The sequence below is a fragment of the Micromonospora sp. NPDC005087 genome, from assembly GCF_042872965.1.
Classification (GTDB): Bacteria; Actinomycetota; Actinomycetes; order Mycobacteriales; family Micromonosporaceae; genus Micromonospora.
Genome location: NZ_JBIALB010000022.1, coordinates 40,536 through 55,381, shown reverse-complemented (window position 1 = coordinate 55,381; position 14,846 = coordinate 40,536). Strand labels below are relative to the sequence as shown.

Below are 14,846 nucleotides of genomic sequence, written 5' to 3'. Positions count from 1 at the left end.
ACCTGCTGCCGGGTCACCTGGTCCGGTGAGTGCGCTCGGCACGTACCGGCGGCACGCACTTACGGCCGCCTGGTGGGACGGGTTAGACCAGTGTGACCGCTTGCCGCAGCGGGTTCCGAGCAGGCCCTGAAGGGGGTTGAGTACCGTGCCGACCGATCGCCCCAGTTCCCGGATCGACCGCGCCGAGGCGGTCGCGGACGCGATCCTGTACGAGGGCTACCTGCTCTATCCCTATCGGCGCTCATCGGGAAAGAACCGGGTCCGCTGGCAGTTCGGGGTCCTGGTGCCCCCGACCTGGGCGGCGGCGCACGGCCTGGTCGACAGCGGCGTGGCCGGCTCCGCGGAGTCGCCGTGGCAGCAGACCGAGTGCCTGCTGGAAGCGCCAGACCCGGCGAACGTCCGAATCCGGCTGCGGTTCCTGCACCTGCAACGCAAGCTGACCGAGCAGCGGACGGCCGGCGGGTACCGGCCGGTCGACCGGATCGAGGCCGGTGGCCGCACGGAGCTCAGCTTCGACGAGGCGGTGCCGCGGGAGTTCGACATCGAGGCGTCGGTGGGTGACCTGCGGCGGGGCCGCCGGCTGGACGTCCGGCTACCGGGTGGGGACGACGTCGAGCCGCTGGTCGACGGCCGGAGCGAGCCGGTCGGGCGGGTGGTGCGCCGGCGCTGGCCGTTGTCCGCGTCGGTCACCGTCTCCGCCGCCCCGGCCGAAGCGCCGTTCCCCCTGCTGCGGCTCGCGATACGCGTCGAGAACACGGACGGGACCATCCCGCCGGACAGCCCGCGGGACGAGGCGTTGCGCCACTGCCTGCTGGCGGCCCACACGCTGGCCACGGTCAGCCGGGGGCGGTTCCTGTCCCTGCTCGACCCGCCGGAGTGGGCGGCGTGCGCAGCCCGGGAGTGCCGCAACGTGCACACGTTCCCGGTGCTCGCAGGCGAACCTGGCAGCGCCGACGTGCTGCTCTCGTCGCCCATCATCCTCTACGACCACCCGCAGATCGCGCCGGAGAGCCCGGGTGACTTGCACGACGCGGCCGAGATCGACGAGATCCTCTCGTTGCGGACGCTCACGCTCTCCGACGCCGAGAAGCGGGAGGCGCGGGCCACCGATCCCCGGGCCGCCGCGATCGTCGACCGGGTCGAGGCCATGCCGCCCGCGGTGTTCGAACGGTTGCACGGCGCCTTCCGGGCCCTGGCGCCCGTACGCCGGGGTGGCGATGCCGCCCCCGACCCGGAACGGCCATGGTGGGAGCCCGGCGCCGATGACGGGATCGCGCCGGAGACCGAGACGGTGCTGGTCGCGGGCGCTCTGCTGGCGCGGGGCAGCCGGGTCCGGTTACGGCCCCGCCGGCGGGGTACGGACGCCCACGACATGTTCCTGGAGGGCCGTACCGCCCGTGTGGAGCAGGTGCTGCTCGACGTGGACGGGTCACGATTCCTGGCCGTGACGGTGGACGACGACCCGGGCGCGGAGCTGCACCAGTGGTACGGGCGGCTGCGTCACTTCCGTCCCGAGGAGGTCGAGCCGTTGACCGGAGAGGTGGCGACCCCGTGAGCGGCGCCGTGAGCAGCCCCGACGGCGGGCGGATCCTGGTCGCCGGCATCGGCAACATCTTCCTCGGCGACGACGCGTTCGGCGTCGAGGTCGTCCGGCGACTGCGGGACGCGGTCCTCCCACCGGGGGTGGATGTGTCCGATTACGGCATCCGGGGGATACACCTGGCCTACGATTTGCTGGACGGCCGCCACGACGTGCTGGTCCTGGTGGACGCGTTGCCGCTGGACGAACCGCCCGGGACGTTGGCCGTACTCCAGGTGGACCTCGACGATCCGGGCTGGACGCTACGGCCGGCCGACGTGCTGGACGCGCCGGCCGCCGACGCGCACGGCATGGATCCCGAGTCGGTGCTGCACCTGCTGCGCGGCCTGGGCGGGAGCGTCGACCGGGTCCTCGTGGTGGGTTGCCGTCCCGCGGTCCTCGACGAGCGCATGGGGCTGTCGGCTCCGGTGGCCGCCGCGCTCGACGAGGCGGTCCGGACGGTGACGGGGATCGTACGGGAGGAAGCCGCGCGGCTGGGGCGCGGCGACGGGCCGGCACCAGGCACGCCCGCAGACGGCAGCGAACGGGGGGTGAGCACGCATGCATGAAACAGGTCTGTCCGAGGCGATCGTGGCGGCGGCGGTACGGCGGGCCGCCGGCCGCCGGGTCACCGGGCTGCGGGTGCGGATCGGTGGCCATCCGGTCGACCGCGACGTCGTCACGCAGGGCATCCAGCTGGCCGCGGCCGGCACGGTCGCCGCGGACACCGCCGTCGACCTGGTGCTCGAACCGATGACGGTGGCCTGCCACGGCTGCGGCCGCAGCGGGCCGGTCGACGACCACCTCGCGATGGTGTCCTGCCCGCAGTGCGGGGGCGTCGACATCGACGTCACCGGCAGCGACGACGTCGTACTGGAATCGATCACGGTGGACAGCGCCGGACGGGGGGCGGTCTGATGGACGCTACGGAGTTGCTCCGGCACGACCACCGCGTGGTGGAACAGCTGTTTCGGGACTATCAGGCAGCGGAATCGGACGCGCAGCGCCGCGGCGTCGTGGAGATCCTCATTCGCGAGCTGTCGAAGCACGCCGCACTGGAGGAAGTTCTCTTCTACCCGTTCGCCGCGAAGGTCCTGGCTGACGGCCAGGTCGACCGGCACCTCTCCGGGCACCGGCCGATCAAGGAGTTGCTCCTCGAGCTGGACCGCTGCCGGACCGGCGATCACGCGCAGGACGAGCTGATGGAGCGGCTGGCGTCCGCCGTCGCACGGCATGTGCAGGACGACGAGAACGAGCTCATGCCGCAGCTGAGCGTCCGGGCCGACGAGCAGGCCCTCCGCGAGCTGGGCCAGGAGATTGACCACGGCAAGCAGCGGGCCCCGACGCGCCCGCACCCGCACGCGCCGGACAAGCCGCCGGCGCTGGCCCTCGCGGTGCCGGTGGCGGCCATCTACGACCGGCTGCGGGATCGGATCCAAGGGAGGCCACGCACATGACACAGGGCGTACGCGACACCGCGGTGATCCCGCAGGAGAACGGGTTCGACGAGGTCACCATCCTCTGGATCTCCGAGGGCATGAGTTGTGACGGCGACTCCGTGTCGATGACGGCCTCCGCTCAGCCGGCGATCGAGGACGTCGTTCTCGGGCTCGTTCCCGGTCTGCCGAAGGTCAACCTGCACAACAAGGTGTTGTCGCCGACCGCCGGCGGTGAGGAGTTCCTGGCGCCATACCGGAAGGCGGCCCGTGGGGAGATGCGCGAGCCGTTCATCCTCGTGATCGAGGGCTCGATCCCGAACGAGAACATCAACGGCGACGGGTACTGGACCTCGTTCGGCAATGACGAGCACACCGGTGAGCCGCTGACCTTGAACTGGTGGCTCGACCAGCTGGCGCCGAAGGCGTGGGCGGTGGTCGCGGCCGGCACGTGCGCGACGTACGGCGGCATCCACGCCATGGCGGGCAACCCGACGGGGTGCATGGGCCTGGCCGACTATCTCGGGTGGGACTTCCGATCGCAGGGCGGTTTGCCGATCGTCAACGTGCCCGGCTGCCCGATCCAGCCGGAGAACTTCATGGAGACCCTGACCTGGGTGCTCTACCACGCCGCTGGCTCGGCCCCGCCCCCGCCGCTGGACCACATGCTGCGGCCGCAGTGGCTGTTCGGCAAGACCGTGCACGAGGGCTGCGACCGGGCCGCCTACTACGAGCAGGCCGACTTCGCCAAGGACTACAACTCGCCCAAGTGCCAGGTGAAGATCGGCTGCTGGGGGCCGGTCATCAACTGCAACGTCCCGAAGCGCGGCTGGATGGGCGGCGTGGGTGGCTGCCCCAACGTCGGCGGCATCTGCATCGGCTGCACCATGCCGGGCTTCCCCGACAAGTTCATGCCGTTCATGGACATGCCTCCCGGTGGCAGCCTTTCCACGCTGATGATCAAGCCGTACGGCGCCCTGATCCGCCGCCTGCGCAGCATCACCAACGCGACCGCAAACAAGGAACCGAAGTGGCACCACAACGGTCCGGAACTCACCAGCGGCTACAACCCCCGGTGGCGCCCGTACGCTCCGGCAGATCCCCGTCGACAGGCGGCAATGGAAAGGAACAAGTCGTGACCGCGACGGAACCGAAGCCGGCCGTTGGCCAGAAACCCGGCGAACTGGTGGAGATGGCGTGGGATCCGATCACCCGGATCATCGGCAACCTCGGCGTCTACACGAAGATCGACTTCGCGAACCGCGTGGTCGCCGAATGCCACACCACGTCGTCGCTGTTCCGCGGCTACTCGGTGTTCATGAAGGGGAAGGATCCGCGGGACGCCGGCTTCATCACCAGCCGGATCTGCGGCATCTGCGGCGACAACCACACGACCTGCTCGGTGTACGCGCAGAACATGGCGTACGGCATCAAAACCCCGCCGCTGGCCGAGTGGATCATCAATCTCGGCGAGGCCGCCGAGTACATGTTCGACCACACCCTCTTCCAGGACAATCTCGTCTTCGTCGACTTCTGCGAGGCGATGGTCAAGCAGACCAACCCGAGCGTGCTCGCCCTGGCCGAAAAGACCGCGGCACCGGGCCGGGACATCCACGGCTACCGGACGATCGCCGACATCATGCGGGCCTACAACCCGTTCGAAGGCGAGGTCTACAAGGAAGCGCTTAAGGTCAGCCGGACGACCCGGGAGATGTTCTGCCTCATGGAGGGCCGGCACGTCCACCCGTCGACGGTCTATCCCGGCGGCGTCGGCACGATGCCCCAGCCGTCGCTGTTCACCGACTACCTGAGCCGGCTGATCAGCATCCTGGACTTCGTCAAGAAGGCCGTCGCCATGAACGACGACATCTTCGACTTCTGGTACGAGGCGCTGCCGGGCTACGAGGAGGTCGGCCGCCGCCGAGTCCTGCTCGGCTGCGGGGGCTCGTTCCAGAACCCCGACGTCGTCGACTACCGCTACGAGACCATGACGAACTGGGGACGAGCCATGCACGTCACGCCCGGCATCGTCGTCGACGGCAAGCTGCTCACCACGGACCTGGTCGACATCAACCTCGGCATTCGGATCCTGCTCGGCAGCTCCTACTACAAGGACTGGGCGGGCCAGGAGGATCCGTTCGTCAAGTACGACCCGCTCGGCAACCCGGTCGACATCCGCCACCCCTGGAACCAGACCACCCTCCCGGATCCCGGCAAGCGCGACTTCAGCGACAAGTACAGCTGGGTGATGAGCCCCCGCTGGTTCGACAAGAGCAGCGGGGAGCACCTCGCCCTGGACACCGGCGGCGGTTGCTTCGCCCGGCTGTACACCACGGCGCTGGCGAAGATGGTCGACACCCCGTACGTCAAGTCGACAGGGAACAGCGTGCTGATCTCGCTGCCGAAGAGCCAGCAGCTGCCCGAGATGACGCTGGAGTGGAAGATCCCGAAATGGTCGAACGCCCTGGAGCGGGACCGCTCGCGGGCCTACTTCATCGCGTACGCCGCGGCGATGTCGCTGTACTTCCTGGAGCGGGCAATGGAGCGGATGCGCGCCGGCGACATGCGGGTCTTCGCCGAGTTCGAGGTGCCGGACGAGGCCATCGGCTGCGGCTTCCACGAGGCCGTCCGGGGCATCCTGTCGCACCACATCGTGATCCGCGACCGCAAGATCGCCAACTACCAACCGTACCCGCCGACACCGTGGAACGGCAGTCCCCGCGACAGCTACGGCACCCCCGGGCCTTACGAGGACGCGATCCAGAACACGCCCATCTTCGAGGAGAACGGCCCGGACAACTTCAAGGGCGTCGACATCATGCGGGCGGTGCGCAGCTTCGATCCCTGCCTGCCGTGCGGGGTGCACATGTACGTCGGCGGCGGCCAGACCCTCAAGAAGATCCACTCGCCGATGTTCGGCGCGTCGCATGGCTGAGCCGCCGGACGTCCCGCGGCTCGACGACGCCGCCGTCGAGCCGCGGCTGGCCCGCCTGGACGCCGTGCTCGCCCAGCTCGAGCAGACCCCCGGCCGCACCGCCGAGCTGGCGCTGAACGCCGTCGAGGTGCTGACCGAGGTGTACGGCGAGGCGCTGGCCCGGGTCACCGACCTCGCCGCCGACGACCCTCGCGCGCTCGACCGGCTGACCGGCGACGAGCTGCTGCGGCACCTGCTGCTGTTGCACCGCATCCATCCGGATCCGCTGGACCGGCGGGTGGCCCGTGCGGTGGACGACCTTCGGCCGCAGCTGCAGGCGCAGGGTGCCGAGATCGCGCTGATCGGTGTCCAGGACGAGGTGGCGCGGATCAGCCTGTCCGCGAGGTCGTGCGGCGGTGGCGGCACCGTCCTGCGGGACCTGGTGCAGCAGCAGGTGCTGACGTTCGCGCCGGAGCTGTCCGCCGTCGACGTGGTAGCACCCGCGCCGGCTCCGCCGCTGATCCCGGTCACCAGTCTGTGGCAACGGCCGGACCGGCCCGAGGTGGCGACGATGCGCGAGGCGGGGCGCGTTGCGGGGCCGGTGGCGCTGGGTGGCCCGGCATGACGGCAAGCGCGCTGCAGCGGGCGATCCGCCGCGCCGGGGAGCGCGCGGCCGCGGTCGAGCGCTGCGGCATGTGCGCCGAGCCGGTCGGCCCCGAGCACCGGCACGTCTGGGACGAGCAGGACGGGGAGCTGATGTGCTCCTGCACGCCGTGCTCCCTGCTGTTCGACCGCGAGGCGGCCGGCGGCGGCCGGTACCAGCTCGTCCCCACCGAGGGCAGACGGTTGACCCGGCTGTCCGCCGACGAGCTCGGCGTGCCCGTCGGCCTGGTGTTCTTCGTGAAGCAGCGGGACGGCCGGGTGCTCGGGCGCTACCCGAGCCCGCTCGGCACGACCGAGTCGGAGATCGATGCCGGCGCCTGGCGGGCCATCGAGGCACGATCACCCGCGCTGGCCGAACTCGCGCCACGGGTCGAGGCGTTCCTGGTGTGGACGGGCACGCCGCGCGGCGGCGGCCAGCAGTGGGTGGTGCCGGTCGACGACTGTTTCCGGCTCGTGGCGCTCATCCGCCGGCACTGGACGGGCATGTCCGGGGGAAGCGCGGTGTGGCGGGAAATCGCGGGGTTCTTCGACGATCTCGGGCGGCGGCACGGTGGGCCGTCCGGCGACAACTGATGGAGGGGGCGGTAATGGGCGAGATCCGGGTGGGCGATCCCGATATCGAACTCGACGCGCCGGCGCACACCAAGGGCGTCGAAGAGGGCAACTCGCGGAGAAAGAAGCAGGCGGGCCACAACGCGGACGGGACGGTGGACGGCCGCCGCTCGACCGGCATCCGGCCCGAGAAGCACGGCCCGATCCTGCCGACCATGCCGAACCTGCCGCCCGGCTGAGCCCGGCGCGGGTCCGAAGGAGGTGAGCTGTGCGGAAGCTGTTGGCGCTGCTGGCCGGCGTCGCCGTGGTCGGGGTGTTCTGGAAGGAACTTCCCGCACTGCGGCGCTACATCAAGATCGAGAAGATGTGACCGGAGAGGACCAGCAAATCGATGTGTCTTGGGATCCCAGGCGAGATCGTCGAGATCAAGGCCGGTCACGACGACCTGGCCGTCGTGGACGTCGTGGGCGTCCGGCGGGCGGTCAACATCGGCCTGCTCGGAGCGGACCGGATCGGCGTCGGGGACTGGGTGCTGGTCCACGTCGGGTTCGCCATGTCGAAGATCGACGAAGCCGAGGCGGCCGCCACGTTGGCGCTGCTGACCGGCCTCGGGCAGGCGTACACCGACGAGCTGCAGGCGCTCGCCGAATCTGACATCACCTAGAGGGGGCGACCAGATGCGTTTCGTCGACGAGTACCGCGACGCGGACAAGGCCCAGGCGTTGGCCACCCAGATCGCCGCGCTGTGCGAGCCGGGACGGCAGTACAAGTTCATGGAGGTCTGCGGCGGGCACACGCACACCATCTACAAGCACGGGATCGAGGACTACCTGCCGGAGAACGTCTCACTCGTGCACGGGCCGGGCTGCCCGGTCTGCGTCATCCCGATGGGCCGGGTGGACGACGCCATCGCCATCGCCAACGAGCCGGGCGTCATCCTGACCGCGTTCGGCGACATGATGCGGGTCCCGGGCGGGAACGGCTCGTTCCTGGACGCCAAGGCGGCCGGTGCGGACATCCGGATGGTGTACTCGCCGCTGGACGCCCTGAAGATCGCCCGGACCAACCCGGACCGCAGGGTGGTCTTCATGGCGATCGGGTTCGAGACTACCTCGCCGTCGACCGCGATGACCGTGCTGCGGGCGGCCGCCGACGACATCGATAACTTCTCGGTGTTCTGCAACCACGTCACCATCCTGCCGGCCATCAAGGCGATCCTCGACTCACCCGACCTGCGGCTCGACGGCTTCCTCGGACCCGGGCACGTCTCCACCGTCATCGGCTGTCGGCCGTACGAGTTCATCACCCGCGACTACGGCAAACCGCTGGTGTGTGCCGGGTTCGAACCGCTGGATCTCCTGCAGTCGGTCTTCATGCTGCTCAAACAGCTCGCCGAGGGGCGCTGCGAGGTGGAGAACCAGTACACCCGGGTGGTGCCCTGGGACGGCAACCTGCGGGCGCTAGAGGCGATCGGCCAGGTCATGCAGCTGCGGCCGTACTTCGAGTGGCGCGGCCTCGGCTTCATCTCGCACTCCGCACTGCGGATGCGGGACGAGTACGCGGCGTACGACGCCGAGCGGATCTTCGACGTGCCCGGGGTACGGGTGGCCGACCCGAAGGCCTGCCAGTGCGGCGAGGTGCTCAAGGGGGTACTCAAGCCCTGGGAGTGCAAGGTGTTCGGCACCGCGTGCACGCCGGAGACCCCCATCGGCACGTGCATGGTCTCCTCGGAGGGTGCGTGCGCCGCCTACTACAACTTCGGCCGCTTCACGAGGCAGCGGCTGACGGAGGCGGTCCGGGCATGACGACCGAACGCACCGCCGGGTGGGCCGAGCGCGCGGTGGCCGAGGCGGAGGCGACGACCGAGCGCGAGCCGGGGCGGCTGTCGCCGGAGCAGCAGGTGCTGAAGCGCATCGAACGGGCCCGCCAGCGCGCGCCGAAGATCCGGGAGAGCCGGATCACGCTCGCGCACGGCGCGGGTGGGAAGGCGACGCACAGCCTGGTCGAAGGGCTGTTCGTCGAGGCGTTCCGCAACCCGACGCTGGAGGCGCTCGAAGACGCCGCCGTGCTCTCCGTGGGCACCGGCCGGCTGGCGTTCACCACCGACTCGTACGTGGTGTCGCCGCTGTTTTTCCCGGGCGGGGACATCGGCGACCTCGCGGTCAACGGCACCGTCAACGACCTCGCGGTCAGCGGCGCCCGGCCGCTGTACCTGTCGGCCGGGTTCATCCTAGAGGAGGGCTTCCCCGTCGCCGACCTGCGGCGGATCACCGCCTCCATGGCCGCCGCCGCGGCGCGCGCCGGAGTCCAGGTCGTCACCGGCGACACGAAGGTGGTGCAGCGGGGCAAGGCCGACGGCTGCTACGTCAACACGGCCGGCGTCGGGGTGCTGGAGCGGCCGCTGAGCCTGGGCGCCGCGCACATCCGCCCGGGTGACGCGGTCGTCGTCTCCGGGCCGATCGGCGACCACGGAGTCACCATCATGCTCGCCCGCGGTGAACTGGACATCGCCGCCGACCTCGCCTCGGACACCGCGGCGCTGCCGGGGCTGGTGGACGCCCTGCTGGACGCGGCTCCCGGGGTTCGGCTGCTGCGCGACGCCACCCGCGGCGGTGTGGCGACCGTCCTCAACGAGGTGGCGCAGGCGGCGCAGGTCTCCGTCGTCGTCGACGAGGCGTCCGTACCGGTGCGTCCGGCCGTGACCGGCGCCTGCGAGCTGCTCGGCATCGACCCGCTCTACGTGGCGTGCGAGGGACGCCTGGTGGCCGTGGTGGACGGCACGCAGGCGGAGGCCGCTCTGGCGGCGCTGCGCGGCCACCCGCTTGGCGAAGGTGCGGCGGTGATCGGCCGCGTCGCCGCCGACCCGCCCGGAATGGTGCTGCTCAGGACCGCGTTCGGGGGCACCCGGGTGGTCGACATGCTGGTCGGCGACCCACTCCCCCGCATCTGCTGACGGCGGTCGCGGGGCCAGCCGGCGGGCACGGCGCGCGCCGCGGCCACCGCTGATCGCGCCGTCAGCCGGCCGGTACGGCCCGCGCTGCGGCCAACACGGCCTGGCCGAGCGAGATGCCACCGTCGTTGGGTGGCACCCGCGAGTGCACCAGCACCCGGAAGCCGTCCCGCTCCAGCCCGCTCACCACCAGGTCGAGCAGCAGCACGTTCTGGAAGACCCCGCCGGAGAGCGCCACGGTGGTCAGTCCCGTGTTCTCCCGGACGGCTCCGGCCGACCGGACCACGGCGTCCGCCAGGCCATGGTGGAAGCGCGCGGCGATCCGGCCGGGATCCACGCCGGCGAGCAGGTCGTCGACCACGCACCGGACCAGCCCGCGCCCGGCCTCCAGGAGCGGCACGGGGCCGCCCGCCTCGACCGGGTAGCCGCCCCGCTCGTCACGGTGGGCCCGCTGCTCCAGGGCGATCGCGGCCTGCCCCTCGTACGTGACACGGTCGTGCAGGCCGAGAAGCGCCGAGACGGCGTCGAAGAGCCGGCCGGCGCTGGAGGTACGCGGCGAGTTCGTCCCGGTCCGCGCCAGCGCCACCACCGCGGGCCACTGCCGCTCGTGCCGGCGCAGCACCGGCAGCTCCGGTACGGCGTCGCCGTAGATCTCGTCGAGATAGGCCGCCGCCATCCGCCACGGCTCGCGTACCGCCGCGGCCCCACCCGGCATCGGCAGCGCGCCGAGGTGACCGACCCGCTCGAACCCGGTGAGGTCCGCGACGAACAACTCTCCGCCCCAGAGGGTGCCGTCCGGGCCGTACCCGAGACCGTCGAAGGCGACGCCGATCACCGGGCCGGGGTCGCCGTTGTCGGCCAGGCAGGACGCGATGTGGGCGTGGTGGTGCTGGACGCCGAGCAGTTCGACGTCATCGCGCCGCAGGGCGTACTTCGTGGACAGGTACTCGGGATGCAGATCGTGGGCGACGACCGCCGGCCGGACGTCGAAAAGCCGGGTGAAATGCGCGATGCCGTCGGTGAACGCCCGCAGCGTCTCGTAGTTCTCCAGGTCGCCGATGTGGTGCGACACGAACGCGCGCCGTCCCTTCGCCACGCAGAAGGTGTTCTTCAGCTCCGCGCCGCAGGCCAGCACCGGCCGGTCGAACCGCCACGGCAGCGTGATCGGGGCGGGCACGTAACCGCGGGACCGCCGTACCGGCAGTTCCCGGCCGCGGAACACGCGGACCACCGAGTCGTCGGTCCGGACGTGGATCCGCCGGTCGTGCACGAGGAATCCGTCGGCGATCGGCGCGAGCCGCCGACGGGCGTCGTCGTCACGGTGCGCGATCGGTTCGTCGGAGACGTTGCCGCTGGTCAACACGATCGGCATGCCCAGTCGCCCGAGCAGCAGCTGGTGCAGCGGCGTGTACGACAGCAGCACCCCCAGCTCGCGGTTGCCCGGCGCCACCGACCCGGCGACCGGGGCGTCGGCGCGGCGGGGCAGCAGCACCACGGGACGGCGGGCGCTGGTGAGCACCGCCTCGGCCGCCGGCGCCACGTCGACCAGGGTGCGCGCCGTCGGCAGGTCGGCGGCCATCACGGCGAACGGCTTCTCCTCGCGGTGCTTGCGGGCGCGCAGCGCCGTGACGACCCGATCGTCGTCGGCTCTCGTGGCCAGGTGGTAGCCGCCGAGGCCCTTGACCGCGACGATCCGGCCGTCCCGCAGCCACCGTACGGCGGTGTTCAGGGGGTCACCGGGGACCGGGGCGCCGTCGGCGGTGACGAACCGGAGGGCGGGACCGCAGGCGGGACAGCACACCGGCTCGGCGTGGAAGCGGCGGTTCGCCGGGTCGGCGTACTCGACGGTGCACTCGACGCAGAGCGGGAACCCGGCCATGGTGGTGGTGCGGCGGTCGTACGGGACGTCCTCGACGATCGTGAAACGCGGGCCGCAGTTGGTGCAGTTCGTGAACGGGTAGCCATGGCGCCGGTCCGCCGGGTCGGCCAGCTCGGCGAGGCAGTCCGGGCAGGTGGCGGTGTCCGGGGAGATCAGGGCGTCCCGGCCGGCGCCGGTGACGCTGCTGACGATGGCGAAGCCGGGCCGGCCGGTCGGCGGGACCGGCTCGGTGGTGAGCCGCTCGACCTCGGCGAGGGTCGGCGCCCGCCGGCTGAGGTCGGCCACGAAGGCGGCCAGCCGTTCCCCGTCCCCTTCGACCTCCACGAAGACGCCCGCGGTGTCGTTGCCGACGAAGCCGGCCAGGTCGTACTCGGTGGCGAGTGCGTGCACGAACGGCCGGAAGCCCACCCCCTGCACGATGCCCTCGACGCGGACGTGCACCCGCCGCACGCTGGCCAGGTCCATGACGACCGGTCAGAGTTCGTCGGCCAGCGCCTGCTGGGTGAGTTCCCAGAGCACGTGGTAGACCGTCGTCTGCGCCTCCTGGACCCGGTGCACCGATGCCGACGGCACCACGAACAGGTGGTCGAGGTACTCGGACTCGGCCATCCGGCCGCCGTCGTACCCGGCGAGCCCGATGGTGAGCATGCCGCGCCGGGAAGCCTCCTCGAATGCGCGCAGCACGTTGTTCGATCCGCCGCTGGTGGACAGCCCCACCGCGATGTCCCCGGCCCGACCGAACGCCGCCAGCTGCCGGGCGAAGACCACCTCGAACCCCACGTCGTTGGAGAGTGCGGTGATCAACGCGACGTCGTGGGCCAATGAGATGGCCGGCAACGGCCGGGCGACCGCCGGTGGGTGCAGAAACAACTGCGTGATGTCCTGCGCGTCGGTGCTGCTGCCGCCGTTGCCGAACGCGAACAGCGTGCCGCCGGCCCGGAAAGCCGCGGAGCACCGGCGGGCGCAGTCGACCAGCCGCTGCCCGTGCTCGGCGACAAGGGATTCGCGCAGGGCGACGATCTCCGCCGCCTTCGCCGCGGTAGACTGCGCCACCTCGGCGAGCACCGCGTCCACGTCGGTCGGCCGGGTGTCCAGGAACGGGTAGAGCGCCCCGATCGCGCCCTCGACCCCGGCGCTCACGGGGCCACCTCAGTTCGCGGCTGCGGGGCTCGCAGATCCGGCTCACTCCTCGCGCTCACGACCGCTTCTCCACGACGGCGATGGCCTCCTTGGCGTGCACCAGCACTACGTCGCCCGGTCCCGCGTCGACCAGGGCCACGCTGACCTCCTCCGGCCCGGCGTCCGTGTCGACCATCGCCAAGCCGCCGGCCAGCACCTCCCGTACCCGGACGGCGACCGCCGCATCGGAACAGGTGATGCACACGTCGTCGTGGCACTCGGGCATGGCCCGGGTCGTCGTCACCGGCTGCGGGTTCACCGGACCAGCTCCGGCTCCAGCAGTCCGGGCTGCTCGAACAACACGTGCACCAACTCCCACAGGATGTGATAGATCGTCACGTGCACCTCCTTGACGATGCACGGGTCCTCGGAGCGGGCGACGACGACGTGGTCGGCGATGGCGTCCCGAGCGATGTCACCGCCATCGCCACCGAGGAGTCCGACGGTGAGGAGACCGAGGTCGCGGGCCGTCACCAGACCGCGCCGCACGTTGGTGCACCGGCCATCGGCGGACAGGCCGAGCGCGATGTCCTCCGGGGCGGCGAGCAGGCGCAGCTGAGCCGCGAACACCTCGTCGAAGCCCTCCGCCCGGGCGATCCCGGTGAGGGTGGCGGCGTCGTTGGTCAGCGAGATCGCCGGCAGGGCTCGCTTGCCGACGATGACCGGGTGAACGAACTCCACCACGATGTGCTGGGCGTCGGTCGCCGGCCCGCCGTTGCCGAAGACGATCAGCTTTCCGCCGCGATGGAAGCGTACGGCCATCTCGTAGCAGGCCCGGGCGATCTGCGGCGCGTCGCCGGCGAGCGCCTGCGCCGGTGCCACCCGGCGGGCGAACGCGCGGCCAACGGCCGGCAGGACAGACGACTCCATGCTCCTCCGTTCAGGGTCGGGCAGCGACGTACCGGTCAGCGCCGCCGGGATCCGCGCTCTGGAAGGCGCCTGCCGAGCGGCGCAGACAGGCGCCGATGACCTGGTCGAGCTGCGCCAGCTGGACGGTCCACGACCGGAGATCGTCGCGGCCCTTGGCGGTGAGCTGGTAGCACCGGCGGGCCGGCCCCGCTTCGGCGGTCTCCCATCCGGAGACCAGCGACCGGTCGCGTTCCAGGCCGCGCAGCACGCGGTAGACATGGCCGGGTTCCACATCGGTCAGTCCCAGGTCCCGGAGCCGGTCGATCAGGTCGTACCCGTGACCGGGCCGCTCGAAGATCAGGAGCAGGAGGAACGGATGCAGCAGACCACGCAGCTCACGTCCGTGCATGCCAATCCCTTCCCGGCGCAGCGCGCCACCTTTTCAACAGCTAAACACACTTTCGCTCCCAAACGAGGCGGAATGCCCGGTTCGGCTCGCACCATGAGCAGCGCCGCGGCCGCGGCCGGATCGAACATCCGGAACCGCGGGCCGCGGCCACTTCCCCAACGAGCTGGCCGCGTTGAAGTGTCTGTACCTGGTGACCCGGTCCCTGGACCCCACCGGAGCAGGCAGAACCCGATGGACGATGCGCTGGAAACCCGCATTGAACGCCTTCGCCATCACCTTCAGCGACCGCTTCCCGGCCGCTGAAACCTACTAACCAAGATCGCCGGAAACACCGTTAGCGAGACAGCCCCGGATTTGGCACCCCACAGGGCAAGTGACCGCGAAAGAACGTTGAGGTTCGCGTACTTGCGGCCCGCCCTTGGGGCGGGCCGCAAGG

At 71.1% G+C, this 14,846-nt stretch carries 18 protein-coding genes and 1 pseudogene; 14 read left to right on the top strand and 5 right to left on the bottom strand.

Annotated features, from left to right (window positions below; translation table 11 throughout):
- The first annotated feature begins 145 nt into the window (after positions 1-145).
- Genes ACFYPS_RS31890 through hypE form a run of 13 tightly spaced genes read left to right on the top strand, consistent with a single transcriptional unit; the run spans position 146 to position 10,097 of the window.
- Complete coding sequence (locus ACFYPS_RS31890; protein WP_354967854.1) at positions 146-1,555, top strand: hypothetical protein; 1,410 nt, start codon at positions 146-148, stop codon at positions 1,553-1,555.
- Entirely contained in the window at positions 1,552-2,148 is a 597-nt protein-coding gene (locus ACFYPS_RS31885) for a hydrogenase maturation protease (protein ID WP_387329366.1), read from the top strand. Before ACFYPS_RS31890 ends, ACFYPS_RS31885 begins: the two co-directional genes overlap by 4 nt.
- A complete protein-coding gene (locus ACFYPS_RS31880; protein WP_354967852.1) occupies positions 2,141-2,497 on the top strand; it encodes a hydrogenase maturation nickel metallochaperone HypA in 357 nt (118 codons plus the stop codon). Before ACFYPS_RS31885 ends, ACFYPS_RS31880 begins: the two co-directional genes overlap by 8 nt.
- Complete coding sequence (locus tag ACFYPS_RS31875; RefSeq protein WP_354967851.1) at positions 2,497-3,036, top strand: hemerythrin domain-containing protein; 540 nt, start codon at positions 2,497-2,499, stop codon at positions 3,034-3,036. The genes ACFYPS_RS31880 and ACFYPS_RS31875 overlap by 1 nt, the downstream gene beginning before the upstream one ends.
- Positions 3,033-4,154, top strand: coding sequence for a hydrogenase expression protein HypE (locus ACFYPS_RS31870; protein WP_387329363.1), 1,122 nt, complete (start codon positions 3,033-3,035; stop codon positions 4,152-4,154). The genes ACFYPS_RS31875 and ACFYPS_RS31870 overlap by 4 nt, the downstream gene beginning before the upstream one ends.
- Complete coding sequence (locus tag ACFYPS_RS31865; RefSeq protein WP_387329361.1) at positions 4,151-5,950, top strand: nickel-dependent hydrogenase large subunit; 1,800 nt, start codon at positions 4,151-4,153, stop codon at positions 5,948-5,950. Before ACFYPS_RS31870 ends, ACFYPS_RS31865 begins: the two co-directional genes overlap by 4 nt.
- Positions 5,943-6,554 (top strand): hypothetical protein, encoded by a 612-nt coding sequence (locus ACFYPS_RS31860; protein ID WP_387329358.1) that lies wholly within the window; start codon positions 5,943-5,945, stop codon positions 6,552-6,554. The genes ACFYPS_RS31865 and ACFYPS_RS31860 overlap by 8 nt, the downstream gene beginning before the upstream one ends.
- Positions 6,551-7,165 (top strand): DUF5947 family protein, encoded by a 615-nt coding sequence (locus tag ACFYPS_RS31855; RefSeq protein ID WP_387329355.1) that lies wholly within the window; start codon positions 6,551-6,553, stop codon positions 7,163-7,165. The genes ACFYPS_RS31860 and ACFYPS_RS31855 overlap by 4 nt, the downstream gene beginning before the upstream one ends.
- Before the next feature lie 14 nt (positions 7,166-7,179).
- Positions 7,180-7,383: a hypothetical protein gene (locus tag ACFYPS_RS31850; RefSeq protein ID WP_387329352.1), complete on the top strand. Its 204-nt coding sequence runs from the start codon at positions 7,180-7,182 to the stop codon at positions 7,381-7,383.
- 29 nt (positions 7,384-7,412) lie between these two features.
- Positions 7,413-7,514 (top strand): DUF6893 family small protein, encoded by a 102-nt coding sequence (locus ACFYPS_RS31845; protein ID WP_387329349.1) that lies wholly within the window; start codon positions 7,413-7,415, stop codon positions 7,512-7,514.
- 21 nt (positions 7,515-7,535) lie between these two features.
- Positions 7,536-7,808, top strand: coding sequence for a HypC/HybG/HupF family hydrogenase formation chaperone (locus ACFYPS_RS31840; protein WP_354967845.1), 273 nt, complete (start codon positions 7,536-7,538; stop codon positions 7,806-7,808).
- Between the two features lie 13 nt (positions 7,809-7,821).
- Positions 7,822-8,949 (top strand): hydrogenase formation protein HypD, encoded by a 1,128-nt coding sequence (gene hypD / locus ACFYPS_RS31835; protein WP_387329346.1) that lies wholly within the window; start codon positions 7,822-7,824, stop codon positions 8,947-8,949.
- Positions 8,946-10,097, top strand: coding sequence for a hydrogenase expression/formation protein HypE (gene hypE, locus ACFYPS_RS31830; protein ID WP_387329343.1), 1,152 nt, complete (start codon positions 8,946-8,948; stop codon positions 10,095-10,097). Before hypD ends, hypE begins: the two co-directional genes overlap by 4 nt.
- Before the next feature lie 61 nt (positions 10,098-10,158).
- Here hypE and hypF read toward each other — a convergent pair whose 3' ends face one another.
- Genes hypF through ACFYPS_RS31805 form a run of 5 tightly spaced genes read right to left on the bottom strand, consistent with a single transcriptional unit; the run spans position 10,159 to position 14,410 of the window.
- Entirely contained in the window at positions 10,159-12,438 is a 2,280-nt protein-coding gene (gene hypF / locus ACFYPS_RS31825; RefSeq protein ID WP_387329340.1) for a carbamoyltransferase HypF, read from the bottom strand.
- 9 nt (positions 12,439-12,447) lie between these two features.
- The gene (locus ACFYPS_RS31820) at positions 12,448-13,113 is read right to left on the bottom strand and encodes an SIS domain-containing protein (RefSeq protein ID WP_387329337.1); all 666 of its coding nucleotides are present in this window, start codon (positions 13,111-13,113) and stop codon (positions 12,448-12,450) included.
- Positions 13,114-13,168: 55 nt separating this feature from the next.
- The gene (locus ACFYPS_RS31815) at positions 13,169-13,411 is read right to left on the bottom strand and encodes a HypC/HybG/HupF family hydrogenase formation chaperone (protein WP_354967840.1); all 243 of its coding nucleotides are present in this window, start codon (positions 13,409-13,411) and stop codon (positions 13,169-13,171) included.
- The gene (locus tag ACFYPS_RS31810; protein WP_354967839.1) at positions 13,408-14,022 is read right to left on the bottom strand and encodes an SIS domain-containing protein; all 615 of its coding nucleotides are present in this window, start codon (positions 14,020-14,022) and stop codon (positions 13,408-13,410) included. Before ACFYPS_RS31810 ends, ACFYPS_RS31815 begins: the two co-directional genes overlap by 4 nt.
- A 10-nt stretch (positions 14,023-14,032) precedes the next feature.
- On the bottom strand, positions 14,033-14,410 hold the full coding sequence (locus tag ACFYPS_RS31805; protein WP_387329334.1) for a helix-turn-helix transcriptional regulator: 378 nt from the start codon (positions 14,408-14,410) through the stop codon (positions 14,033-14,035).
- 142 nt (positions 14,411-14,552) lie between these two features.
- Here ACFYPS_RS31805 and ACFYPS_RS31800 point away from each other — a divergent pair.
- A pseudogene (locus ACFYPS_RS31800) lies at positions 14,553-14,723 on the top strand (IS256 family transposase); the annotation flags it as partial.
- Positions 14,724-14,846: the final 123 nt, after the last annotated feature.

Coding starts and splice junctions, on each gene's coding strand:
- ACFYPS_RS31875 (WP_354967851.1), top strand. CDS start 2,497: ATGGACGCTACGGAGTTGCTCCGGCACGACCACCGCGTGGTGGAACAG.
- ACFYPS_RS31860 (WP_387329358.1), top strand. CDS start 5,943: ATGGCTGAGCCGCCGGACGTCCCGCGGCTCGACGACGCCGCCGTCGAG.
- ACFYPS_RS31850 (WP_387329352.1), top strand. CDS start 7,180: ATGGGCGAGATCCGGGTGGGCGATCCCGATATCGAACTCGACGCGCCG.
- hypD (WP_387329346.1), top strand. CDS start 7,822: ATGCGTTTCGTCGACGAGTACCGCGACGCGGACAAGGCCCAGGCGTTG.
- ACFYPS_RS31810 (WP_354967839.1), bottom strand. CDS start 14,022: ATGGAGTCGTCTGTCCTGCCGGCCGTTGGCCGCGCGTTCGCCCGCCGG.
- ACFYPS_RS31880 (WP_354967852.1), top strand. CDS start 2,141: ATGCATGAAACAGGTCTGTCCGAGGCGATCGTGGCGGCGGCGGTACGG.
- hypE (WP_387329343.1), top strand. CDS start 8,946: ATGACGACCGAACGCACCGCCGGGTGGGCCGAGCGCGCGGTGGCCGAG.
- ACFYPS_RS31855 (WP_387329355.1), top strand. CDS start 6,551: ATGACGGCAAGCGCGCTGCAGCGGGCGATCCGCCGCGCCGGGGAGCGC.
- ACFYPS_RS31870 (WP_387329363.1), top strand. CDS start 3,033: ATGACACAGGGCGTACGCGACACCGCGGTGATCCCGCAGGAGAACGGG.
- ACFYPS_RS31805 (WP_387329334.1), bottom strand. CDS start 14,410: ATGCACGGACGTGAGCTGCGTGGTCTGCTGCATCCGTTCCTCCTGCTC.
- ACFYPS_RS31840 (WP_354967845.1), top strand. CDS start 7,536: ATGTGTCTTGGGATCCCAGGCGAGATCGTCGAGATCAAGGCCGGTCAC.
- hypF (WP_387329340.1), bottom strand. CDS start 12,438: ATGGACCTGGCCAGCGTGCGGCGGGTGCACGTCCGCGTCGAGGGCATC.